The 25285-nt window shown below is 48.6% G+C and carries 12 protein-coding genes and 1 other annotated feature; of the genes, 6 read left to right on the top strand and 6 right to left on the bottom strand.

The window, feature by feature from the left end; all coding sequences use genetic code 11:
• Positions 1-9 precede the first annotated feature (9 nt).
• The 3 genes from DWY93_RS07965 to DWY93_RS07975 all read left to right on the top strand — a co-directional run bounded on the left by DWY93_RS07965 (position 10) and on the right by DWY93_RS07975 (position 15019).
• The gene (locus DWY93_RS07965; RefSeq protein ID WP_181968516.1) at positions 10-3705 is read left to right on the top strand and encodes a peptidase A26; all 3696 of its coding nucleotides are present in this window, start codon (positions 10-12) and stop codon (positions 3703-3705) included.
• Positions 3706-3720: 15 nt separating this feature from the next.
• Complete coding sequence (locus DWY93_RS07970) at positions 3721-13893, top strand: SpaA isopeptide-forming pilin-related protein (protein ID WP_117469956.1); 10173 nt, start codon at positions 3721-3723, stop codon at positions 13891-13893.
• A 199-nt stretch (positions 13894-14092) separates the two neighbouring features.
• Positions 14093-15019: a hypothetical protein gene (locus DWY93_RS07975; RefSeq protein ID WP_147324195.1), complete on the top strand. Its 927-nt coding sequence runs from the start codon at positions 14093-14095 to the stop codon at positions 15017-15019.
• Here DWY93_RS07975 and DWY93_RS07980 read toward each other — a convergent pair.
• On the bottom strand, positions 15011-15367 hold the full coding sequence (locus DWY93_RS07980) for an arsenate reductase family protein (protein WP_117469958.1): 357 nt from the start codon (positions 15365-15367) through the stop codon (positions 15011-15013). The genes DWY93_RS07975 and DWY93_RS07980 overlap by 9 nt on opposite strands.
• Positions 15368-15555: 188 nt before the next feature.
• Between DWY93_RS07980 and DWY93_RS07985 the strand changes: the two genes are divergently transcribed.
• The 3 genes from DWY93_RS07985 (at position 15556) to DWY93_RS17155 (ending at position 17745) form a co-directional block, all read left to right on the top strand.
• Complete coding sequence (locus tag DWY93_RS07985) at positions 15556-16080, top strand: membrane protein (RefSeq protein ID WP_015553956.1); 525 nt, start codon at positions 15556-15558, stop codon at positions 16078-16080.
• A gap of 230 nt (positions 16081-16310) precedes the next feature.
• Entirely contained in the window at positions 16311-16772 is a 462-nt protein-coding gene (locus DWY93_RS07990) for a MarR family transcriptional regulator (protein WP_347465850.1), read from the top strand.
• A gap of 472 nt (positions 16773-17244) precedes the next feature.
• On the top strand, positions 17245-17745 hold the full coding sequence (locus DWY93_RS17155; RefSeq protein WP_015553957.1) for a hypothetical protein: 501 nt from the start codon (positions 17245-17247) through the stop codon (positions 17743-17745).
• Positions 17746-17879: 134 nt separating this feature from the next.
• Here DWY93_RS17155 and DWY93_RS08000 read toward each other — a convergent pair whose 3' ends face one another.
• From DWY93_RS08000 to DWY93_RS08020, 5 genes are all read right to left on the bottom strand, one after another.
• A complete protein-coding gene (locus tag DWY93_RS08000) occupies positions 17880-18401 on the bottom strand; it encodes a nitroreductase (protein ID WP_117469959.1) in 522 nt (173 codons plus the stop codon).
• Positions 18402-18605: 204 nt separating this feature from the next.
• On the bottom strand, positions 18606-19916 hold the full coding sequence (locus DWY93_RS08005) for a hypothetical protein (protein WP_117469960.1): 1311 nt from the start codon (positions 19914-19916) through the stop codon (positions 18606-18608).
• A 328-nt stretch (positions 19917-20244) separates the two neighbouring features.
• Complete coding sequence (locus tag DWY93_RS08010) at positions 20245-22071, bottom strand: DUF885 domain-containing protein (protein ID WP_117469961.1); 1827 nt, start codon at positions 22069-22071, stop codon at positions 20245-20247.
• Between the two features lie 165 nt (positions 22072-22236).
• Positions 22237-23022: an alpha/beta hydrolase gene (locus DWY93_RS08015; RefSeq protein ID WP_117469962.1), complete on the bottom strand. Its 786-nt coding sequence runs from the start codon at positions 23020-23022 to the stop codon at positions 22237-22239.
• Positions 23010-24731 carry a DUF2156 domain-containing protein gene (locus tag DWY93_RS08020; RefSeq protein WP_117469963.1) on the bottom strand — a complete coding sequence of 574 codons (1722 nt, stop codon included), beginning with the start codon at positions 24729-24731 and terminating at the stop codon, positions 23010-23012. The genes DWY93_RS08015 and DWY93_RS08020 overlap by 13 nt, the downstream gene beginning before the upstream one ends.
• A gap of 246 nt (positions 24732-24977) precedes the next feature.
• Positions 24978-25220, top strand: a binding site (T-box leader).
• Positions 25221-25285: the final 65 nt, after the last annotated feature.

A 25285-nucleotide genomic window follows, 5' to 3' on the forward strand; every position in this document is an offset into this window, starting at 1 on the left:
AGAAAAGAAATGAAGAAGAGCAGAAAAAACAGAAGCAGAAAGAGCCAGATGATGTTAGCAGGGTTAGGACTCTGCATGGCGCTTGGAACGCCGGTAAGAGGAATGGCAGTTTTGAGAAGTGTGGAAACAGCGGCGGAGAGAACGGCGACGGCATCGGATGCCGTGGAAAATATTGCTGTGCTCGCTGCGGATGAGGAGATCTGGGGCGCTGATGTGGGTGATATGAGCTTTTTAAGCGGAAGAACTGGGGATGGAACAAAGGAAAAGCCGTACCAGATCACAACGAAGGAGCACCTCATTGGGCTCGCTGCCCTTGCGTCCATGGGAATGGAGGTTGGAAGTGGAGAGGGCACTTATCCGGGAAATTATAAAGGTGCCTGGTTTGAGCTGGGGAAAAATATTGACCTTGGTGGAATGAACTGGATCCCTATCGGATTCTATCACACCGGGGCGGATATGCGGGCCGGAAGAGTGTCACCGTTTGAGGGGCATTTTAGCGGAAACGGGAAAACTGTGTCCAATTTCCGCATGTACCAGCCATCCTGGGACCTTGGCGGACTGTTCGGCGCAGTGGAGAACGCGGAGATCACAGATCTCAAGGTAAAACCGGGTCATGTGATCACGGTGAAGGAAAACGGAGGAATTCTTGCAGGACGTGCGAAACATTCGGTGATCCGGAATGTGACGGTAAACGGCACATTAAGGACTACCGGTACAGCCGGTGGAGTTATTGCGGATGTTCTGGAAGACTCTGTGGTGGAAAACTGTGTTTCCGACCATGTGGCTATCGATACGGGAAGCGGAAAGGAGATTTTTGCCGGGGGAATTGCCGGACGGGCGGCAGAGTCTTTGATTGCGGATTGTGAGGTCAACACAGGGGACAGTCTGAGTGCCAGGATCCAGGGAGGAGGCTATGTGGGCGGAATCGTGGGATTCCAGAATTCCGCGGATATTTTCAATACGCATGTGATGGGAACCATCGGCGGAAGCGGCTCCCAGTCCATCGGCGGTATCACGGGAAAATACGCTTCCGGAAAGATGAAGGTGGCACGGTTTGAGGGGACCATCGCATCTTCAGGGCTTGGAAGTGCGGCGCGTGAGGGAACTTTTATTGGAACTCATGACACTGGCTTCCACTTCCGTTATGGGGTTGAGGACGGAGCAGATGTGGCGTACCTGTTCGCGGATACGGAGGAGAAGATCGCAGCCGGTGTCTGCGGCTCAGGTGTCTCGGATGACAATAGGTTCACCTATGATGCTCATATTGGCTTCTGGAACAAAGGAGATAATTTCTACACATTGGTGCAGGGACAGAACACGAAGAAGGAGGACGAACTCTATTTCTATGAGGAACTCGAGAATGGCGTTCTCCATGTAGTGGATACCGAGTCTGTGGCGAGACAGGATCTCTATACTCCAGATCATTTCGCACCGAATTCCGTGGGACGACCGGTGAGGGGATATCTGCTGTCGGTCCTTCAGGTGGATACAGCGGCAAATTCAGGGAATTTCTATGATGTGGCGGTGTTGACGGCGAGAGGTCCGTCTGCCTACAGCAAGGAATTCCACAAAGCATACCGGGGCGCGGTGGCTGCCGGAGATACCGTTACAGTCCTCGCGGCTCCGAAGAACACAGAGACAGAGAAATTCCAGATGGATGGTGTGCCGACCTATACAGATTCTCTTGGGCGCAGAAGGAAGACGACCTATCAGACAGGAGGTTCCTACCAGTTTGTGATGCCGGAACATGATACGGAGGTCTCTGCGTTCTATAAGAAAGTGGCAGCAGGTGTGCGGGTAGAGCCCCAGGAACTTGGTTTCCGGGTGATTGAGGAGCGCACCGGGGACCGGATGAACCCGTCGATCACCACGGAAGTGAGGGATACCGCGGGGAAATTGCTGGCGAGATATTTAAACGGAAAGCTGGAGTCGGGAACGAAGGTCCAGGACGTGAAGATCCATGCTGTGGTCGATAAGAACAACGATGTCGCCGATGAGGCGGTGAGATGGAGTGTGGATGACGATGAGTTGATCATCTTAAAGAAAAATGATGATGAGGACGAGTCTGGATATACGAAAAAGAGCGCATCCATCGAGTTGAACCTGAATGCAGGATTCTTTAAGGATATTGTGGAGAAAGCGGAGACAGAACAGGCGAAGAAACAGTACCGGTACCCCATTGAGGATACGGTCTACGGAAACGGTACCCAGGGCGGACTTGCGGTTCTGACAGCAAAGACGAGACCGGCATCCAGCTTTGAGGAGAAGTCTGTGACCGCAAACTGCAGGATCCCGGTGACATTCCAGATCAAGGACCGGACGAAGATCGCAGCGGAAGGCGCGACTCTCGACAAAGCGGCATTGAATTTTATGGTGACAAGAACATTGACCGGTGACAGGAAAAAGCCGCAGGAAACGATCACGGTATCCGCGCCGCAGATCCTGTCAGGATCCTTTGCACCGGACTATTTCGATAAAAAAGATATCAACTGGACCGTCGGCGATAATGCCATTATCCAGGTGGACGCCGGTTTTGTGGAAGAGGGAATCGCGGACGGAGATTACCGGAACGCAAAGGTGATGGCGAAAAAGGATACGAGATGGATCCTGGATCTCATAGAGGCGGATGAAGCGGCTCATAAGGAACATATCTATGAGAAACGTACTGGGTGTGGAACAAGAAGCACGGAGGTAGTGATGGCGGCAAAGGATGCCCTTGGAAATATCCAGTCGGCAGTCTGCAGCGTGAAAGTGGATTTTGTGACAGATGACAGGACTGTGGTGATGCCGGAGGAGATCAAGGTGGATCAGGGAGAGCTGGTGTTTGACCTGATACTCACGAAAACGGGATCGAGATATAACCCGGCGGTCATATGGCAGGGCGCGGATGCACAGAAGATTACGGCAAAGCTGATACCGCAGGAAGCGTTAAAAGGAAATGGGGACGGTAGCTTCGAATTTAACTGGAACGTAAAAAATGGTGCTGTAAAGGTAGAAAACGGTGCGGTATCAGTAAATACGGAGGCATTCTGGATTGCGGAGGGGATGAAGAAATATCCGTATACGGCGGAATATGAGGACGAGATCACGGTCAGAGCTGGGGCTTTGAAGAAAAAGATTCCTGTGAAATTAAAGTTTAAGCTTGTGGATAAGACCTGGTCCGGCAGCTCAGGAGGACGTTCTTCCGGCGGCGGAAGAACGGGAAGTGTGCTGAAAAAGGACCAGAACACAGGGGAACAGCCAAAGGGCAGTGTCACCGGTGAGTGGAGAAAGCAGGAGGATGGAAGCTGGAAATTTGTTTCCGGCGGAAGAACGTATGCCAATGAGTGGGCCTGGATCTACAACCCATATGCGAAAGAAGGACAGGAAAAGACTTCCTGGTTCCATTTTGCGGCTGACGGCAGGATGCAGACAGGGTGGTTTCTCGATGAAAAAGATGGAAGCTGGTATTATCTTCAGAAGACAAATGACGGAAGCCAGGGGAAAATGCAGACTGGTTGGATAAAAGAAGGAGAAGCGTGGTATTACCTGGGACCGACCGGGCGGATGACGAAAGGCTGGAACTGGATCAATGGAAAATGCTACTATATGGACCAGAAAAACGGACATATGCTGGCGGACTGTGTGACGCCGGACGGCTACACTGTGGATGAGACAGGCGCATGGTGTGTCAGAGGTGCGGTACAGACGATTGGAAAGAAATGATGGCGGGGGATCAGTATGGAAGAGAAAAAAAGAAGGCGATGGTTGGCTGGATTTCTGGCAGTCATTATGACGATCACGGGAGTGGGGATTCCACTCCCGTTCCCGTCCGAGGCATCAGATGTGTGGCCGCAGAAATCGACGGCCCCGTATTACTGCCTCGATGGGGGAAAAGGCTGGAAGAAGGTCGACCGGTATGATATGTATAAGTTTGATACGATGCCGTCTCCGCTTACGGAAACGCAGGCGAAACGGTTATTCTGGGCATATCCGGACAACTGGTCGGCACTGAAGGACGCGGCAAAAAAGTTTGATCCGGGTCTTTATGCGGAGATCGCGTCTACGACGTCCAGTGCCAATATCGTAAAGTATGTGAAAGACGATGCAGGGACAAAATTTGCCTGGGTGGCTGACAATCCGGAAATTGAAGACCGCGCGATCGCTGTTATGGAGCAGGCGTCCTCCGTCGGGCTGGCGGCGGGAAAAGAAGCTCCGGATGCGATCAGGGGAGCAACTTCGGAAGATACGGCAGTGCCATTTCAGGTACTGCCTTTTTCTGACGGACCTGGCGCCCTGGATACGGAGTTTGTTCTTGGAAAAGAGTTTATCCGGGATATCGCGAAGATCGAGCCCCAGAGTGTGTGGGACAATGGATCCACAGGGGGAAACGTGGGATGGCTTGACGCATCCCAGGATAAAAATATCGCGAAATCGGTGATGGGACAAAATCTGTATGAGGTGACCTGGAGCGGAGATGCGATCCGGATCCACAATAATGGTTCGGTGACCGCAAATGAGAATGCTGTCGGAAGCAATATGACAGATGAAGAGAAATACAACAAGACAACGGTGCGGTATAAGATCACTATGAAAGGCAATTCCGGCTGGTATACGGAAGGCAGCTGGAATCCGGAATATCTCAGGGAGTGGATGGACTTTAAGGTCTGCATCAACGCGCCGGAACATCAGAGACTCTATAAGGCGGATATGAGGATCATTCCCTCTGATATGGTGTTTTATCTGGTGATTAGCCAAGATGGGGAAAGCGGAGAACCAGGAGGCGCGGGAGACGGGGAAATACCGGAATACGGCGTGGAACCCCCGACTCTCGAATTTCAGATCTATCGTCACAAGGAGACCTTTTCGGCGGATTACAATGTCAGGCTTGTAAAACATGACGATGAGACTGGAATGCCACTCAAGGGAAGCCAGTTCTATCTGTATGAAAGATTTGAGGACGGAGGAAAGATCTCAAAGACAGACGGCGAGGGAAGACTTGCGGAAAAGAACCTGAGCTTTCGTCCATGGAGCGGATTTCAGGTGTTTTCGGAAGGAACCACGAACGGAAAAGGGAAGATAACCTACAAAGATACCAGAAAGTATGCGTATGAAAAGACATACTGTGACGGACATGCCGCGCCGTCATGGGCAAATATGCCGGAGGACCAGGAAGATGGGGATTCCGGCGATGAGGACGGGAAAAAGAGCGATGCCTATGAGGAGGCCGCAGAACAGACCAGGGATAATAACAGGGCTGCGGCAAAGCAGTGGATGGAACTGGTGGAGGCCTGTGAGGCAGAGGCGGAAGGAGGCTGCCATTTTCACTGGCTGGCGGATGAGAGTGTCTACGATGAGGTACAGGAAGTATTGGAAAGCGGAGAACCAGATGGGAGAAGCCGAAAAAATGCTGGAAATGAGCGAAAGCTCCGGGCTGCATCCGAAGCCGCATTTGAGGAATCCGGCTGCAAGGCGGACTGTGAGGAGACATACCGGAAGTTTATCGGACTGCGGTTTACCTATACATGGAAGGAGATCCAGGCAAGAAACGGGTATATCCTCCACGATCTGCACATGGATGATATCCCTGTGGAGATGATCACGACGGATTCTTCCCAGGCGGGAGCAGACGCGGAAAAGCGACCCGGAAGCAGCCGTGAGATCACGGAAAACATCTGGTATTCGGGAAATGGAATGACAGGCGGGAGTACTGTTTCGGAGAGAAAAATACCGGTGGTAAAAAGCCGCGCGGAAACAATTATGAAGAGAACGGCGTCCAACGCGGAAGCGGATACGAAAGAAGCTGCGGTTAAAGCAACGGCGTCCAACGCAGAAAAGAAAAGTATTTTTGATCGGTTTTATGGCTGGTTTATGGGAAGAAGCCGGGAAGAAGCTGATGATGGTGAAGAAGCTGATGACTGGGGAGAGTTTGAAGGCGTCGGGGACTTTGAGGATATTCTGGCGGATGCAGAGGAGGACGGAATCCGGCATCTGGATCTCGGGGATTCCGAGAGATATTCGCACTGTAATGGCGCTGAGGACTGCGGGGATGCCTGGCATGTGTATGACCATCGAACTGAGGGGCGGATCCATATCACGAAAAAAGACAGAGATCTTTTTCGGGGAGAATCGGATGATTATTCGTCCTACGGGGATGCGGAAGGAGATGGAACACTTGAAGGGGCCGTGTATGGTCTTTTTGCGGCGGAAGACATCGTTCATCCGGATGCGGAGGTGACAGGAAACGGAATTCTGACCAATACCGGCGTTGTCTATAAGAAAAATGATCTTGTGGCAGCGGCAGCAACAGATCGGGATGGAAATGCGGATTTCCTGTGTTATACGGAAGCACCGGGAGTGGAGTACGATTATACGGCCGGAAAGATCAGAAAAAGGACGGATATCTCCTGGAACGGACCAGGAAACCTGTATCAGGAGAACATGGAGAAGAACGGAAACTGGTGGATCGGGAGACCGCTGATTCTGGGAAAATATTATATAAAAGAACTTTCCAGAAGTGAGGGATACGAGCTTTCAGTAAACGGAATGGATCAGGAGATCACCAACCGGGGAGCAGGCTTTGAAACTCCAGGATCTGTGACGGACGCAAATGGAACGGCTGTGGTCACGATGCCGGAACTCGCAGCGGCAATGGAAGGCGATGACGGAAGAGGAAAAGGATATGATGAACTTCCATTTTCGGTCACATCAGCGGGGGCAGCAGGGGAAAATGGAGATGGAGGTTATGAGATCTTTGCCTATGGTTTTCCGGAAGGAACGAAATTCTACCGCGTTGATACAGGGGAGGAGCTGGTGACAGGACCTCACGTGACGGGAACAGAAGAGGTGATTGTAAAAGATGGGGCCGGGAGAACCGTATGGAAACGGGCGGAGAGCGATACCAGTGATCTTCTCTATCAGCCGGAGCGGGATGCGGCGGGAAATATTACCGGACAGGAACCGGTGAGCCGGATAGAACCGCAGATCTTAAAGGCAGAACAGATTCCGGAAAAGATACCGATGAGCCTTTCAAATCTGTCTGTCAATGAGGAAGATGAGCGGTTTCAGGTGAAACTGGAGGACTGTGACCTTTCAGACGAAACGTCGGAGAGCTTTCTCTTCTTGAAGGCTCAGACAGAGGAGATCCTTGGAAGAAACGGGTATGAAGTTCCGGTTACGGCCGGAGGTATCCGCTCGCTGGAGGATGTGCCGGTCTATAGCCGGGGAGTAAAAAAGGGCCAGAAAGATCTCTGGGGAATGACAACAGATCCGGGAGAGCCGGCAAAAAAGACCGTGTATGGTGCAGCGGTGCAGGAAATTACAGTGCCTGTCGAAAAGAATTCCTGTGTTCTGGATCTTATGAGAAGCATTTTCACCTGGTATCAGGAACATCCCCAGTGGAACTTTTGCGGAATCGATGGGATCAGAAAAGAGGATGCTGGTTATCAGGTAACGCTGTATGCAGGTGCATCTTCTATTGGAAATCGCAGATTTTTTACCTCAAAAGTGGAAAATGGGAAAAAGACGACGGACAGTGTCTATGCGGTGTACGAGGATCCGGTAAATCTCCGCTGGGTGTATCAGGAATATAAAAATAGCGGAAACTTCCGGTTCCAGATCGACAGACAGTATGTGATGGGGTCCGCCGGAAACAGAAGATATTATCTCGATGCGACTCTGACACCGGCTCTGATGCCGGGAACAGATGGAAAGCTGACAGAGATCATGCATCAGGTCATGGTTTATCATAAAGGGGGAGAAGAGGTGATCGATTATCTGTCGGGAGATCCGGCACATGGATACCGTGTTCCGCTGACGAGAACGGAAGATAAGATCGAGGTCACAACAGAAAAAGAGCTCGTGGAAAAAGAAGTGGAGCTTCAAAGCGTAGTGAGGGAGAAGACTGGTGTATACAGAATTCAGGTTCGGACTTCCGGAAAAGATTCGTTCGGAAAGGACTTTACCGATGGAAAGACGAGTCTCACCTTAAACTTTATCGTAAAACTTCCGGAAAAAGATCATGTCCTGACGGAAAAGGAGATCCAGACGATCGGAAACGCGAATGTCTGGGGATATCAGGAAGGAGACCGGATCGGTTATGCGGAATACCTTGTGAAATTCTCGGGGGCAGCGCTTGCTGTGTCAGTCTCAAAAAATCAGGACCTTTCAGACACTTACATCACTGCGAAGCGGTTGGTATACCGCGGTCAGGATAAGATCAGCGAGGATGGAGATACGGGGCTCACGCCTGTTCTTGTACTGGAACGGCCGGTAAAGCAGAAGATACGGGTAGAGAAAAAGACGGATGACGGGAAAAACATCGGAAATTTCCGGTTTAAGATCTATCTGAAGTCCAATCTGGAACGGATCTTTTGCACAAGAGACGGAGAGATCTTCTGGGTGGATAAAAACGGGAAAACGGTGCAGATCGAAGAATACCAGAAAAATTTCCCGGAGCTGGTCCAGAAGGTCTATACGAAAAAGACGGACCGCCAGGTACTGGAGACAGTGGGGCGGAAGATAGATCCGGACCATGGGGAAGCCGGGACGGATAAAGGGTATAACTATGAGAAATTCTTTGCAGCTGTCCGGACAGCGGACACGGATCGCTGGAAGAGAAGGGGATTCCTGTGGAATACATCATTTAAATCGTTTGCGGCCAGTCTCATTACCGGAAAGCAAAATGAGATCAATACCTCGGAATACGCGAAGGAGAATGCGAAGCGCTCGGACGCAGTCCGGCAGTTTGCCATCGACTGGTATCTGAAAGCGGAGCAGGAACAGATGAAACAGGGAGAAAACGCATATTCGGATGAGCAGTATGATCATGCGTTCTATCTTGCGATCCAGAAAGCGGAGGACTATCTGCAGCCATTTTTCAAGTATGATCTGGGAAAAATCTATGCGATTGCCTGGGACTGCGAAGAGAATGGCGGACTAGACGGGGATAGGACGACTCTGGCGGTCCGGAAGGAAAATGGACAGGCACAGGAAGAGGCAGCGTCAGCGGTATCGAGGTATCTTCCTTACGGAGAATATGTGATCGTGGAGGAACAGCCCCATGCGCCGGAGCTTCTTGACTTTAAGAATAGGCATTATGAGATCGATGCGCCGAAGGAGATATTTCTTCCAGTGGCAGGCGGACAGACTGAGGCTGGAGATGACTGGAAGGAGAAGTATGTATACAGGACTGCAGATTCTCCGTGGGATCTTGCAAAAAAATATCTGATACGCTTTAACGAGGAGTCGGCGGAAAACCAGAAACAGGAACTTCGGGAGTATGTGATATGTGCCCACAGCAATGATGGGGATTTTGAAGTCTATCCGTATGGACTTTCTGAGAAAAAGAGAGCAGGGCATTACGAGCCTTACGGGAATGAGAAGGTAAAGCAGTACTATCATTACCGGTCAGATAGTGAAAATGGAGCGAAGAAAGATGGAAAGGAGATGATGACAGGCATAAAGACTGCCTATGACGGGGAATATGCGCCGATGCTTGTTCCATGGAGCATTGTGGATCCGAATGAGGAGAAGGAGGATACAGTCTGGGCCGGTTATGGGGAAAAGACATTTTTGAATCGAAAGTATTTCTCAAATCTGAGAATTGAGAAGCTTGACGCGGAAACTGGAGAGCCGATCCTTCATGATGACGCGGTATTTGGGGTCTATCGGGCGGAAAGAAATGAGACGGACGACGGGGATGGTGCCGTGCGATGTTATACGGCGGATACGATGATCCTTGGAAGCCAGCATTTTCTTGAGGCGATGGGGGCAAAGGAAATCCGGACATTTGCGAGAAAGGCAGCCGGGGCCGGAGAGCTTTTCTATGGAACGGTCCCTGCCGGAACACCGATCTGTCAGGAGAGTGATCTGGTAAGTTTTACGGATAAAAATGGGCTGCAGACAGGAACACTCATGGCGATCCCGACGATTCGGGATATCGAGGAAAAGGGGATTCTCCAGGCAGTTGGATATGCAAAAACACCGAATCCGCTTCCCGCGGGGGTTTATGTGCTGGCGGAGGTGAAGCCGCCGACCGGGTATGTGCGTTCAGGACCTGTGGCAGTAGAGATTTACAGTGACCGGATCCTGTATTCCGGAGGCTGGACAGAAGGAAAAACGGCGGCAGCAGTTTACGGGTACGAGCAGGATCCGGATGGAATCCACCCGGAAAATGTCACGGATACTGCCAGAATATATGCGGAAAATACCGCAACAATTCTGGAAATTTCAAAAACAAAGGCAATAGACTCAATTCGTGGAATGAAAGTATCAGGGCGAGTGGAAGGAACGATATCGGAACTTCGTGCACAGTACGGGCTTGAGAATCTAGATCTTGCCTACAATCATGCAGGTACATACCAGGGATTTGGCTGGAAAAAGGGGACTCTGGAGATGCTGGAGCAGAGGAAACGCGGCGGAGAACGGGTGGAGATTGTCTATGAGAATGGAATCTTTCAGGGTTATGGTTATGTGACGAGAAAACTGGAGGCGGCAGATCATCAGAATCCGTATGTAACAGGAGCCAAGCTTGCACTTTACGATGCGATCCGGGTCAATCAGACCGGGGATTCACAGGATCATGCATTTGAAGGTGTTGAGGTCACAAGGGACAGAAATGGAAATGTGACAGATATTGTTGTAAAAGAGGGATATGCCGGAGAAAAGCTGGAATTTTCCCGGGACAGAGCGTCAGTAGATGAGATGCGGGGAGAAGATACCTGGGAAATCAAGACAGTGAAGCGAAGGGATACACCGGTCTTATTCTATGATCTTGGAAATCTTGATGTGATAAAAAAGGGAAAAGACGGGACTTTCTACGGCTATGACCGGGAAGGACGGCAACAGAAGATCACCTTTGATACAGAATCGATCTATGCGTTGAAAAACGGACAGCCGGTATTTGAAATATCGGGAGGCGATTTTACAAAACTTGTGTATGACCGGAAATCGAAGGTATTTACTGCAACGGATCCGGAGACCACACTGTTTCATCTCGATGGATCTTTGTGCAGGGATGCGGAGGTTGATGCCTACACAGGCCTGGCATATGTGAAGAAGACAGAAATCGGATCGAATGGAAGAGAACAGCAGGTATTCTATGTATGGCCCGTGGTAAAGGAAACAGACACCGCGGGAAATCTGACTGGAAGAAGAAAAATACTGACGGGAAGACCGGCGGAGATCATGGAAGGAAGTGAGAATGCCTATATTACGGGAACATGGAACACGGAAACAAGGGTTTTTGAAAAATGGATGGAACCGGTTCTCGATGAGTTTGGCCTGGTGAAATATTATCCGGAGAGCGGAGCTCTGTATAAAAAGGGTGAGCCGGTCTATGACCGGGATGGGGACTATGTGACATACCGGTATGAGGAGCTTCTGGAGATGGAAAACCGGGCTGCGTATCATTTAAATGAGAGAGAAAAGCTGCTTGATGTGGGAGATCCGGAGGATGAGGCGGATGACGTGCCGCTAAAGCACAGGAAAGGAGAGTCCTATCTGATTCCAAATGTGTGGATCAGCGGCGAAAAAACGATTCAGGATGGACGGATGGATGAAAGTACGGACGGACAGCCGGACCTTTTAAGGCGGGTGATCCCGGGCAGCTATATCCTGGAAGAACTGGAAGCGCCGGATGGCTATGTCCGCACATTTCCGTCAGCAGTGGAAGTGAAGGAGACGAATGAGGTCCAGAGAGTACTCCTGTCGGATGAAAAAACAAAGGTGGAGATCGCAAAAATCGACGGAACAGAAGATTACCGTCAGAAGGTAGAAAACCGCACAGATATGGAGACAAGTGAAACAAGCACAGAGATCCGGGGCACATACAGCCAGACCTTTGTAACAGGGGCGAAGCTTGCGCTGTTTAAGGCAAAGCGGGTAAATACTGCCGATCAGGATAAATATCCTAAAGGATATTATCTCGTGAAGGCAGAGGAGACACCGGCTGTGTGGAACTCGGAAGATCCTGTGGATAACCGTAAAGCTTCAGTCACTGCAATGTGGATAACGGATGAAAAACCGAAATATTTTGAAGGAATTCCTGTAGGTGATTATATTCTGGAGGAACTGGAAACACCGGGTGGCTACATTCCTGCATCCATGGAGATTACAGTGGAGGAAACAGGAAATCTGCAGAGCTTTGTTTTGAAAGACGATCATACGAAGCTGGAGGTCTTTAAGCTTGAGAGAAATGCATCCGGGGAGAAAGAGCCGTTATCCTGGCCTGCCGCAGCAGAGTTTGTCCTCTGTGAGGCAGTTCTGGATGAGAATGGGGGAGCAAAGACGGAAAACGGCGCTTATCTGTACCGGAAAGACCGAATCGTGGACAGTTGGAAGGCGGATGATCTGTCGGAATATGTTCCGGCGATTCCAGAGGCGTATGAAAAGATGTTTGGACAGTATGGAAATGAATTCCGGCAGTTCTCGTGGAAAAAGGAATTTCAGGGAAGAGTCTCTTCAGGAGATGCCAGACTTCTGGAGGATATGGCGACGGAAAACAGAAAAATCATCACACAGATCTGGGAATTATCGGATGGAAGCAGAATGCGGGTCTCAGTCACAGTTGATGGAGATCCGAAAAGATTAACATCCGACGGTCAGCTGTCACCGCGGTTTGAATACCAGTTCCGCTATCATGACAGATCATCCGAGAGGTATCCGGGAATGACCAGTTATGATATGAGAGCCGGTCTGCACCGAATTGACCGGATCCCGGAAGGAAAATATGTACTTCTTGAGACGAGAGTTCCGGACGGTTATCAGGGAGCGGAACCGATCCTTATCACGGTAGACCAGACGGAGAATATCGTCCGTTATGAGGTGGAAAACAGACGGGAACCAGAAGAAAAGATAGCATGTGGCAGGATCAGGATCCGAAAGGCAGATGCGGAAGATAAAGAATTGAAACTTTCCGGGGCATGGTTTGAGGCGGTCTGCGTACAGACGGGAGAAAAGACGATATTTATGACAGGTGCGGACGGAATTGCGCTGTCACCGGAGCTCCCGATCGGTTATCTGAAAAATGGTGCCTGGGTCATGTACGAGTATGAGGTTCAGGAGATCCAGTCTCCACCTGGATATGGGTGTTCGGAAGAGACGTTTTCTATCGTATTTGACAGGGAAAAAGAAGCGGTGATCCAGTTGTATGAACTTTCGATTACGAATAAAAAGACGAGAGCACAGTTCAGCAAGTTAGATATGGCGACGGGAGAAGAACTGCCTGGAGCGTCCCTGGAGTTAAAAACGGTGGATGGAACGGTCATCGATTCCTGGATATCAGGAAAAACTCCGCATTTTGTGGATGGAACGCTGACAGCAGGAGAGACGTATATCCTGACGGAAATATCTGCGCCGGATGGGTATGAGATCGCTGATTCCATCAAATTTACAGTGCCAATAGATGGAAGCTTTATAAAAATCGAGATGACAGACCGCAGAAAAACACTGGACGAACCGGAAAGACCTACTGAACCGGAGCTGCCGACAGAGCCCGCCGAATCTGAGACAACGGCGCCAGCGGAGACTCCGACAGCGCCGAAGGAACCGGAGACGTCTGAGAGACCGGCAGAGCCGGAACAGCCAACAGCGCCCACTCCGCATGACAAACCGAAGAAACCGGTGGAGGCAGAGTGGACAGAACCGGAATCGGAGGAGGAATCGAAACAAGAACGGGACCGAGAAAAGACGTATGGCAGGATTACGGTACGCTATGAGCGGGAATTTTCCGGCAGCACAGAGGGGCGAGTCCGTCAGAAGGACAGGACAAGTCTCAGGACCCCGGAGACTGGCGATACCCGGAGACCGGAAATTGCGGTATTTGGTCTGTTTATCGGATTCCTTGGTCTTTGGTATCTGCATATAAAGAAGGAGGAAAATGAGAGAAAAGAAGAACGTAAGGATAAAAAATGATGGGAGCCGAATATTCCGGCTTCCTGTCAAAAAAATTTCCGGTTTTTTAGGAAGTGTGATGTTTCTGTCATGTCTGGCATTTCCGCTGCCTACATTTGCAGAGAGAATGTCGCAGGATGAAACTATACTAGAGAAGGAAATATCATCGGAAGAGGAGGCACTATCAGCGGAGAAAATATCGCAGACGGAGGAAACGAAGTTGGAAGAAGAAAAAGCATTTGCAGAGGAAACACTTTTCACGGAAGAGGCAGCATCTGGGAAAAAAAAATCAGAAGAAAAAGAGACTTTGATCTATGAAAGCCCCATATTTACGGATGGAGGTGAGGCATTCATACCGGAAGAGACAAGGAGCGAGGGGGAAAAGGAATACCGGTTGGTATCAAAACGAATCAGAAATGCGAAAAAAGCCGGAGAAATAACATATGCCCAGGTGACAATTCCCTATGACCTGGAAGGTGATGATACGGTGCCGGAGACGGCAGACGTTCCGCTTATCGATGAGGAGTCCGGCACAGAGTTTGAGCGGGAACTTTCTCTTGTAGATGTGGAAGAGACGTCGAGAAGCTGGTCGGATACCTTTTCCTTTTCTGTGACGGTATCTGGATACGGGGCAGATTCGTTCTATTTGGGAGATATGGAGATTCCTGGCGATGCAGATCTTGCTGATTATGGAGAAAAACTTTTAGAACTTGCAGGGTTGTCCCGGGTATGTTATCGGGTGGACCGGGTGGAATGGGACGGAGAACCTTATATGGATGGGGAGGTGATGTTCAGAAATGCGACTGCAGGCGGAAGTAAGCTGATTCGAAATGTAAAAGCAAAATATGGAGGTCAGATCCGAACACCGGATCTGGAAGGAAAGCAGTATATTGGAATTTATGAGGAAGTTCTTCCAGAAACGGAAAATGAGACAGAAAACGCACCCGAGACAGAGATCGTAAGTCGGGCAGAAGAAGAAACGGATCCCCCAGATCTTTTGAGAACCAGTCTGGCGGAGCGGATCATAGAATGGCTGGAGAGCCATGTCACAACGATAACGGTCAGTATCGGGATCCTGTTCTTTTTAGCAGCGGGAATCTGGTTATTCGTGAAGACAGGAAAAAAGCCAGGGCGTCAGTTACCCTAGCTTTTCCTGCCAGTCTTTTTCCTTAAAACCGGTGAGAACAAAGGAATCGCCGATAACTAACGGACGCTTTACAAGCATTCCGTCTGTTGCGAGCAAGGCAATCTGCTCTTCTTCGTTCATTGTCGGGAGTTTATCCTTCAATCCCATGGATTTATAGATAAGTCCGCTGGTGTTAAAGAATTTTTTTAACGGAAGTCCGCTCTTTTTATACCATTCTGTCAGTTCCTCCGCAGTGGGATTGTTCTCCTTGATGTGGCGGCTGGTATAGGATACGTTATGCTCATCAAGCCAGCGCTTTGCCTTCTGACAGGTAGAACAGGGTGGATACTCTAGAAAAAGAATACTCATAGTGAAAAACACCTCCATGGGCTTAGTATAATGGATTTTCGCGGAGAATACAATGAGAAGGAAGAGAATTGAAGGGAGAATGCTGCGGTTTCCAGGATTGGACGGACGGGAAGAAGACATTCTGTAGAGTATGTGTTAATGTCGGGAAGTTCTAAAGAAACGGCAATCGCAGGGCATAGAAGAAAAACATGGATATATTGATTTTCCTCTCAGAATTCATGGTTCCGCTCACGGTATTTTATATCGTTGGTTCCGGAATCCTCGCAAAACGGCCGGTATTCGACGATTTCCTGGATGGTGCAAAAGAAGGAATGCGGACAGTGGCGGATGTACTTCCAACCTTGATCGGACTGATGACTGCGGTGGGAGTATTGAGAGCTTCCGGGATTCTGGAGGTATTATCAGAGCTTCTGAAATTCCCAGCCGCACTCTGCCATATCCCGGTTCCGGTAATTCCGATCATCCTGGTGAGGATCATATCCAGTTCCGCGGCTGTCGGTCTGATCCTTGATATTTTTAAAGAATACGGTCCAGATTCCTTGGTGGGAAATATGGTCTCGATCATGATGGGGTGTACGGAGACAGTATTTTACACCATGAGTGTATATTTTATGTCTGCCCATATCCGAAAGACCCGTTGGACACTGCCGGGAGCTCTAGTCGCGACAGCGGCCGGGATAGCTGCAAGTATCTTTCTGGCGGATTTACTGTAAGACCGCAAGGATGCCAGGCAAAAAGCCAGGCGTTCTCAGCGGCGGAACAGCAGTGGGGACATAGCAAGAGAAGAGGCTGCAAGTCCTGAAATTTCCCGGAAAAAGGTCGGAAACACTTGGAAATCAGTTGTGCCGTCAGTTGGAATCGGTTATAATAAAACCTATAAAAGACAAAAGATCCGGGCTGCCAGAAGAGATCAGACAGCCCAGGGAGAAAGAGGATTCCGCTGTTGGACGATTATAAGGAACTGAATGAGATCCTGGTGAGATTATTCCGCAGCATCATGGATGTTGAGGAGAAAGCGATCATTACCCGGGAATTCCAGGATATAACAAATAACGATATGCATGTGATTGAGGCCATCGGCATAGGAACACCGAAAAATATGTCCTCGATCGCGAAAAAGCTTTCCGTCACGGTGGGAACCCTGACGATCGCAATGAACAGCCTGGTTAAAAAAGGCTATGTGGAGAGAGAACGCGGTGAGGAAGACCGCCGGGTCGTATATATTTCGCTTTCAGATAAGGGCAAGAAGGCGTTTGTTCATCATGCAAGATTCCACAAAGAGATGATCACATCCATCATGGATGAATTTGATGATGATGAGAAGAAGATCTTGATCCGGGGTCTCACGAAACTGGATAATTGGTTTAAGAATAAGGAAGAAGAGAATAAAAAGAATCGGGAGTAGAAACGATAGACTACCAGCTCTTGATAAGATGTGTAAAAGGCAGATGTTCTTCAAAAGGATATCTGCCTTTTTGAGTATGCGCGCCATGGGCGCGCTCTAACGGTGAAGGTTCCGAACACGCCCAGATAGTGGGAAGTCTAATAACTATCACCTTTGTAGTGGCAGTGAATGCAAAATAGAAATTAATAAAATAAAGTAAAAACAAAAATAACTTTAAAAGAGAGTCAATGGTTCACTCTGAACAAAATTTCCAGGCACATTGTAAAAAATAACTAAATGAACTGGCAAAATAGTCTGAATATATATACATAATCGTTAATCGACAAATCCAATTATGGACAGTAGAATAAAACGCAATTACAGGAGCAGAAAAAGCAAAAAGATAACTGTTGAGCATACAATGGTGTATCAAAAGACGCATTGTGTGCTTTTTTATTTGTTTTTTCTGGATAGCAAGAAGGGAGAGGACAATATGAGAAAATTCATCGTAGGACGGTTACTTTCCATTATTCCAGTATTGATCATCGTATCCGTCGTTATCTTTTCAGTAGTGCACCTGACGCCTGGTGATCCGGCAGCTTCTATTCTTGGCGATGAGGCCACGGTGGAAGATATCGCGGCGCTCCGGGCGAAGATGGGGCTGGATAAACCTGTGGTAGAACAATATTTCGTCTGGATATATATCTGCACATTTTCACAGGTTCCGATTCCGTCCTTAAAGCTTTACTTTGGACCGAATTACGCGGGCTGGAACGATGATGAAACCCTGCAGAGTCTTTTAAATGACATGAATACCTCCACAAATATGGATGACGCGAAGGCGGCCTGGGAGAAAGTTCAGGAGTATTCCTGGGATTATCTGGCGGTCATCAACTTTGGCCATTATATTGCGAATTATGCATGGAATGATCATGTGAAAGGCTTAAATAATTACAGCGGACTCTACTTCTGGAATGCGGGGTACGTAGAGTAGATCAGCACAAAGATCCGGATAAAAATACCTGGCAGAGATGGATTACTTCACTCTGACCAGGTATTTTTGTGTCTGTAACTGGATGTGTATAAAGACTGGCGCCGCGGTGAACAGCGGCGCCGGAAAGTTTTTGCTTATTCGATATAGGCAACTTTTCCGATCCGCTCTTTCGGTTGGATCTCAGTATCCGGATCCGGATAGCCTAAAGCAGCCATCCCATAGACTACATGATCGGCCGGAATACCAAAATCATTTAAGATGTCACGGATCGCCGGAGTATCGCAGATATTCTGGAGCTGGTTGATCCATACAGAACCGACACCGTAGGAGTGGGCAGCCAGAAAAATGTTTTCAAGGGCGCAGGCATCATCCTCTTTTCCCCAGATGCTGTCACGGAGGTTCGAAGGCATGATGATTGCCGTTGGGCAGTACATGTTGTAGCCTGGGCGGTCTAAGGTCGTCCTGATCGCGTCTGCCAACCGCCTGATCGCTGCTTTATTTGTGATAACTGTAAATTTCCAGGTCTGTTTTCCACATCCGCTCGGCGCATGGAGCGCAGCCTGCACCAGATCATCCAGAATCTCTTTGGACACAGGTGCATCAGTGAATTTCCGGATGCTTCTTCTTGTCAGTATGTTGTTCATGATCTCATTCATTGAAAAGTCCTCCTGTTATGTTTGATTTATGTAATATGTTGTAACTGTTCAGTAGGTCTGCGCACTTGCTGCGCTGACCGTAAGAAAACATAGGCTGGAGGGCAAAAATCCCATCAGCGAAGCTGATATGGAATGGATTTTTGCGTGTAACTATGAAGGTACTGAATAGTTACAATATGTTTTGCAACAGGTTGCCGGGTGCAGCTATTCATGGATGATCCGATATACTTTCTGTGGTCTTCCCTTTGTTCCTTTCTGACGATGGTATAAGAGGGCGGCCATATGATAACGCACCATGTTATCCAACATTCGATTGGCGCTTCGAAGTGTGATATGGAGAATATCAGCCAGATCCTGGGAAGTAAAATCCGTATCGCCTAATATTTCCTTAGCTTTTAAAATTTTCTGAATGGTCAGGGTAGATAACCCTGTTTCTTCGGCCAGATTCAAAATCTGAGGGGAAACGTCACTTGAAAAGGCTACCAGCCTTCCATCTCCAAACAGACCGATCTTGTTTTTCTTCACATTGATCAGATAACTGTTATAATCCACTGTATTCATGGATTCTTTTAATGCATACAGGCTGTTGGAAACGGCATCCTGGAGACTTTCTCCTAATCCGTATCCGATACTGACGCGAAAATCACATTTTTCCTCGAGATACGTTTTCAACGTGCAGGTCTGAAAGTCGCAGGTAAGCTTCTCCACGGAGTGGTGATTCGTAAACACCTGAATAAAATCATCCTGATCTTCCTGCAGGAAGTCACAGAGATATTTTTTACTGTATGACATCAGGCACTTTTGGATTTTCTGCCTGTTTTCTTCTGTATTTGGATAAGGCTTGATATCGATCACCGCAGGGCGGTTTTTCTTCAGATTCTGAATCGTGATGTCATGCATCAGAAGCTCACTGCTCTTTAAAATATCGTCCTGATTACAGTTGACAAATCGGCAATTTACACCTGCCTTTAAAAGGTCCGGCACGATCAGGCTTCGTCTGGATAGCGTGTATTTAACGGTTCCGCTCTTCCAGAGTTCAATGTGCTTATTTCGTTTTGCCTCCAGAGAATCCCAGATTTCATTGGGCGGCACCTGATTTATAAACTCCTGATTCTTTTCAAACCAGTCCTCAAATTTTCCCTGCCTCATTTTTTCAATCAGACTTTTTGCATTATCCGGACACATAACATCACAGAAATCAAAGTATCCATACTGCAGTGTAAAATCCTGATATTCGAAAATGACTCTGGTAATTTCGCGGTAGAAATTACTGATACCACATTCAATGTTCCGCATTGGTTTGTGCTTCGGGTAGGCTTTCTGAATGATCCGCATCGGGGCGGTTCCTCCGGCCAGAATTCCATCGTACTGTTCGGAGATCTGACGATATAGATCCACAACATGTTCATATGTATAGTACACATAAACATCAATAATATCTGCGAGGTCAAGTTCCTTCAGCTCTTTTTTATAAAAAGATTCCAGATATGACGTTGATAGTAACGCTATTTTCATTTTTTAGTCCTTTCGCTTTCAGCGATTCCTGTGTTGTCAAGTTATATATTTTGAAGTGCCTGTGCAAATAGTTACAGTTCACCATAACCTTTTGATCTCCATAAAAACCCGAAACATATACTGGTAACAGTTTATCATAGTCATTTTAAAAAGTCCAATCTAAGAATTGACACCATCAAACCGAGAACAGAAATGGTTTACCGTACGCTTGTGAAGCTGGAAGAAAAAGGATATTTCGCTTAAGTTTTAGAACATCCGATTAAAAAGAACGTGTAAATAAAGTGTGTAAGTTGAGGCAAAAACTTACACACTTTATTTTTTTTACAGGCTATTTCTGTTGGAGCCATAATGTAAAGTATTTCCGTGTCACAGAAAACGGCACAGGACCGAGATCGAGAAGAAACTTATGGAATTCCTTCGCGGAAAATCGGTTCCCCAGCTTTTTTTCTGCTTCCTCCCGCATCTCCATGATCTCCACATATCCGCCGGCATACTCCAGATAATTTGTGGGATTGTCGATCATGGTCTGCCAGAGTTCCTCCACCAGCGCGTCATCCGCGTCAAAGCAGGTGCGGACAAAGGCGGCAGCCCGGTCTTTTGACCAGCCGTCATAATTGATCCCGATATCTAAAAGTGAGTGAAAACAGAGAGAAAAGGACCGCATGGCGGCCTGATAAGCGCTGTTTTCTTCAGAAAGACCATTATCATAGAAGTAGGATAACTGTTCTACATAAGTTGCCCATCCTTCATTTGCCCCGGAACAGGTGAGCAGGGCCGCCAGAGGATTGTGTGTGTGTTCCCGGAAATAGACGGTCTGGTAGAGATGACCGGGAAAGCCCTCATGGGCGAGTGTTGGGTACAGTTCGTCTTTTGCGCTGGTGCTACCATTGTTGATATAAATCACATTCCGGGTGGGATCGTCAAGGGGTGCAGTAAGATAAAACGCTGGACTTAACGTAGATTCCAGCTGCGCGGGAACGTACCGGATCTCATATTTTTTTGAGGCTTCGGAAAGAACCGGGAAATCTCCGGACATCTGTGTCTGCAGATCAGCCAGAATCGCAGGTGGATCGGTAAGGCGGAAGGAGAGATCAGGACCTGTCTTTTTCGAAAGAGAAGAAATCGTTTCCAGATCTTTCTGCATCCGGTCAGACAGAGCTGCCTTTAATTCTTCTATATTATAAGAAAGGCCGGGACCGGATCGTAGAAGATATTCATAATACCGTCTGCCATTCCGGAATCCGCAGAGCCCACCTTCATTGATACCGCGTCCCTTTAATCCGGAGAGCCCATCGATCAGATGGCGGTAAGCGGGAAGAAACGAGTTCTTTATGACCTCAAGATGGCGGGAGCGGAAATTATTTTTCTGCTGTTCCGACAGGGAAATATCTGTGGAAAGAGAATTTAACCGTGTCTCAAAGGTTTCCGTGAGAAAATTGTTCACGGGATCTATGAGATAACTCTGACAGGATTCCAGGATCCGTTCAATCGAGGCATCAGATGGTCCGAGTCCGGCAGCCGCCTTCTGCTCTTCAAAGTAGAGGATATCCCCATAATAGGAATCAAGCTGGGAAAGCAGAGTGAGATAATCTTCCACATCCTGAAGCGAGTGAAAAGAATACTCCGCCAGCAGGATCGGAAGCTGCGCCTGGATCCCGATGGTGGGAGCGAGAGGCTGATCATAAAGTTCTAAACCTTCTGCCATCAGACCGGTCTCAATTCTCTCGAAAAGGGAGTCATAGAGGATCTGCTGGTCATCGGGCAGCATATGGGGATCAAACTCGGAGAGCTTTTCCTTCAGGTCATGAATCTCACGGCTGTTTTTTATGAGCTCCGACAGACGGTATGTACCGAGAGCAGCATCTTCAGCATCAATTCCATAATTTTCCGGGTGCAGAAGCGTATAGTGAAGATCCAGAGTGCCGGAAGACTCCATCTCTTTTCGAAACAGTTCCGTGCAGAAGGCGTCGAAATCTGCCTGAAGCTTTCGCTCCTCTTCGGAATGACCGGATCGGGTAGAGGAAAGAGCGTCAGAGGAATAAAATTCCCCGGTCTCCGGGGAAAGGGCCCGGGAGATCCGGTCATTCTGGCAGGCAGTAATGAAAACGGTCAAAACTAAAGCGGCAATAGCAAGGCGGAATGTTTTAAAAGCCATAGATCTTCGGACCTCCGAAAAATATTGGCTGACCAGGCGCGGAAGAAACAGCCATTTGGTTCAATATATGCTTTGCCGGTAAAAACAGAACTATACAGCGATAAAAAATGACCGACCGGTGGAGGTGCCGGGACTTATTGTTGAGAAAGAGAAAAGGGCTTATTGTTATGCTTGTGATTTGTCCAGAAAATCATGGATGATTTTCAAATAAAACGCTTTACGCCCAAACATGGACGTATGGGTCGCCCCCTTGATCAAAACTAACTGCGCCCGGGGAATCAGCCGGGCCATAAGGCGGGAATGGGAGACCTTCACCAGATCTCTCGTTCCGGCGATCAGGAGAACCGGCGCCTGGACATTTTCAAGCTGCTCCCGGGACATCATGGGAGAATTGCAGAGCAGGGAAGCGAGCTGTTGATGACGGAAAAGACATGAAAGGATGCAGGAAGCGGCAGGATTTTTTTTGCAGATTCCCCGGAACAGACTTGTCGCCGCTTTCAGACAGAAGTATTTCCCCACACAGAAAGCCCGGACAGGAAGAATCAGCCCGACCGGTGAGACATTCCCGCTGATGGCAATCACAGCCTGAGTTCGTTCCGGAAACAGGGATGCGAATTCCAAGGCGATATTTGCTCCATCGCTGAATCCAAAAAGAATACAGGACGGGATATGAAGGATATCCAGAAGCGCTGCTGCGTCCCTCGCCATATCTGTGGTAGTGAACTCTGATTCCGCGTATTCCGGCTTGATCCGTGAGCGCCCGTGGGCGCGGCTGTCCATGAGAATGACACGGTATTTCATGGACAGCTTTTCTTCGTAATAATCAAAGATCAGGTGCGTCTCCGCGTTTCCGTGCAGCATTAAGATGGGAGTGCCGCGCCCGCTTTCCTTATAATAGATCCACGCCTGAGACGTATCCGCCATTCCCTGACGGCAGATCATTTTTTCCATTTGTGCAGCTCTCCTTTTAGAAACGTCAGAATGTAACCGCGGATCCCGTGGGGATTCTGGATCTCGACAGCAGCGTAGAGCATGCTCGGCGTCGGATATTTCGGAAGGTACGCGTAATAGGACGGAACCCATTCGGTGGGACTGTACTTTTCTTTCGCGCGGTAAAGATCCCGGAATCCATAGCAGGCATTTAAGTGGTCATAGATAAACTGCAGAAGACGTTCCATCGGATTTTTGCTCTCGGCACTTAATCCTGCCAGAGGGGCAACACCGAGGCTGCCGTAGCCGATGCCTTCTTCCTTAAATACCTGAAATGCCTCGTATATGATCGTCTCCATGACTCCGCTGGGCGCGTCTTTTCCGTGTCTCGTCACATCTGCCATGTAGCCGTTTTTTCCAAGAAATGGAACAAAGACGATAAAGGCAACCATTTTTCCATCAGAATTTAATGCGTAGAAATAACGCTTATCCATCGGATCCTCAAGTCCTACGGTACCCATGGTGAACTGGAGCATACCGCTCTTCTTGCCATCCAGCCATTCATCGGTGATCCGGTCGAATTCCCGGTCAAGAGCCGGATCGCGTTTCTCAAGGACCTTGTATTCATGGACGGTGACACCGGCTTTCGTGGCATGGTTGATGTTCATTCGCATTTTCGCGCCCTTTTTGCCGCTGATCTCGTAATCGGCGAGTTTAAAACGCGCCTCCTCACCGCTCTTTACGAGACCAAAACCCTGTTTTTCATATTCCCTGAGATAATAGTCCGTCAACCCGAGAAAAAAAATGTTGTGGGCGCTGTTCTGGCAGAATTCCTTAAATTCCGCGAGAAGAGCCGGAAAATCTTCATCCCTGCACACAGGATCACCGTTTACAACAATGGTATCTCCGACGGTTCCATAAGGAAGCACTCCATCGACAGAATGACCGAAATACAGACATTTGTCATCCTCCAGCGCGAGATAGGAGCATGGATTCTGACTGTAAAGGTTTAAAAGTGTTCTGGCATGCTGGATTTCCTGGGATCCGTGGGCCTGTTTCTGAATCCACGGGCGCACGGCACAGAGAATAGCGGCGAGAATACAGCCCCAGCTGAACCAGAACAGGACGAACTCCGTTCCATGGCGGTCAGCCATAGACGCGGGAAGACTTCCCATGCCGAAGATCATACTGATTCCCTGAGTGAAGCTGTCGGCAAAGGAGACAGAAGCACCGTCCGCGGTTCCGAGCCGCATATAGTGCCAGGTGATCCCTACATTTATGAGGACACCGATGATGGCAAAAAGTGCCAGAAGCAGTGTTTGTCGGCGGTTTCCGCGTCCGGCCGGGCAGCAGAAATCTTTCCGCGTGATGAAAAACAGGATAAATAAGAAAAGGTCGAGAATCATGATCCCGTTGTGCAGCGGATGTCCCATTCCGATGAGTCCGCGCAGAAAATTGAGGACAAAGATCCCTACGGCGATCATCCATGCGTTCCGTTTTCTCTTCCATAACTGCAGGGACAAAACGAAAAGAACAATGGAAAAGGCACGCTGTACCATGCGCCCCATCTCAAAGGATCCCTGCATGGCCTTCGAGATCCTGGAAAACGGGAAAAAGGTTAAAAGGAACAGGAAAAAGGAAAAGACGGCAAGCAACAGGATCGTGATATTTTCGACCCGGATACGGAGCTGTCTTGCGCGTTCCTGATTGTTAAGTAATGTATGATTCATAAGCTCATTCCTCCAGAGTTAAGAGACGCCGCAGATTTGCAGGATACCGATGCAAAGATCTGTGAAAAAGTTTTTTGGTAACCACAGTGTAGTCTTTTGCGGATAAAAAATCAATAAAAATATTAGAGTTCATTTATGCGATGGTTTAGATGAAGATGCATGGCTGAACTGCAACATAAAACGCCGGAAAAACAAACGATACCTTGACAAATTTATTCGAACAGGATAGACTAAAGGCATCATATGGAAAAAGCTTGGAAGGGAAGAGTATGCCGAAAGGAAGCTTTCAGAGACCCCGGTTGGTGAGAAAGGGGAGCAAAGAGGCGGCAGAAGATGGTCCCGGAGCTGTGCAGGTGAAAGCGGAAACCGTGTTAGCCTGTGCCGGAAGCGCCCGTTAGCGTGTCAGGCTGTTTTTGACAGCCGGTGAGGGTGATGACCGTGAGGCACCGCCGAATTTAAAGTGGTAACACGGGGAGACTCGTCTTTAATAATTAAAGACGAGCTTTTTTTATTTGACAGGAAACTCCGAAGGAACGTCCTGTTAAACAAAAACG

Source organism: Clostridium sp. AF28-12 (assembly GCF_003435225.1).
GTDB lineage: Bacteria > Bacillota > Clostridia > Lachnospirales > Lachnospiraceae > Pilosibacter > Pilosibacter fragilis.

Excerpts from the sequence above, each read along its gene's own strand:
- DWY93_RS07965 (WP_181968516.1), top strand. The coding sequence starts at position 10 with ATGAAGAAGAGCAGAAAAAACAGAAGCAGAAAGAGCCAGATGATGTTA.
- DWY93_RS07970 (WP_117469956.1), top strand. The coding sequence starts at position 3,721 with ATGGAAGAGAAAAAAAGAAGGCGATGGTTGGCTGGATTTCTGGCAGTC.
- DWY93_RS07980 (WP_117469958.1), bottom strand. The coding sequence starts at position 15,367 with ATGAGTATTCTTTTTCTAGAGTATCCACCCTGTTCTACCTGTCAGAAG.
- DWY93_RS07985 (WP_015553956.1), top strand. The coding sequence starts at position 15,556 with ATGGATATATTGATTTTCCTCTCAGAATTCATGGTTCCGCTCACGGTA.
- DWY93_RS17155 (WP_015553957.1), top strand. The coding sequence starts at position 17,245 with ATGAGAAAATTCATCGTAGGACGGTTACTTTCCATTATTCCAGTATTG.
- DWY93_RS08000 (WP_117469959.1), bottom strand. The coding sequence starts at position 18,401 with ATGAATGAGATCATGAACAACATACTGACAAGAAGAAGCATCCGGAAA.
- DWY93_RS08005 (WP_117469960.1), bottom strand. The coding sequence starts at position 19,916 with ATGAAAATAGCGTTACTATCAACGTCATATCTGGAATCTTTTTATAAA.
- DWY93_RS08010 (WP_117469961.1), bottom strand. The coding sequence starts at position 22,071 with ATGGCTTTTAAAACATTCCGCCTTGCTATTGCCGCTTTAGTTTTGACC.
- DWY93_RS08015 (WP_117469962.1), bottom strand. The coding sequence starts at position 23,022 with ATGGAAAAAATGATCTGCCGTCAGGGAATGGCGGATACGTCTCAGGCG.
- DWY93_RS08020 (WP_117469963.1), bottom strand. The coding sequence starts at position 24,731 with ATGAATCATACATTACTTAACAATCAGGAACGCGCAAGACAGCTCCGT.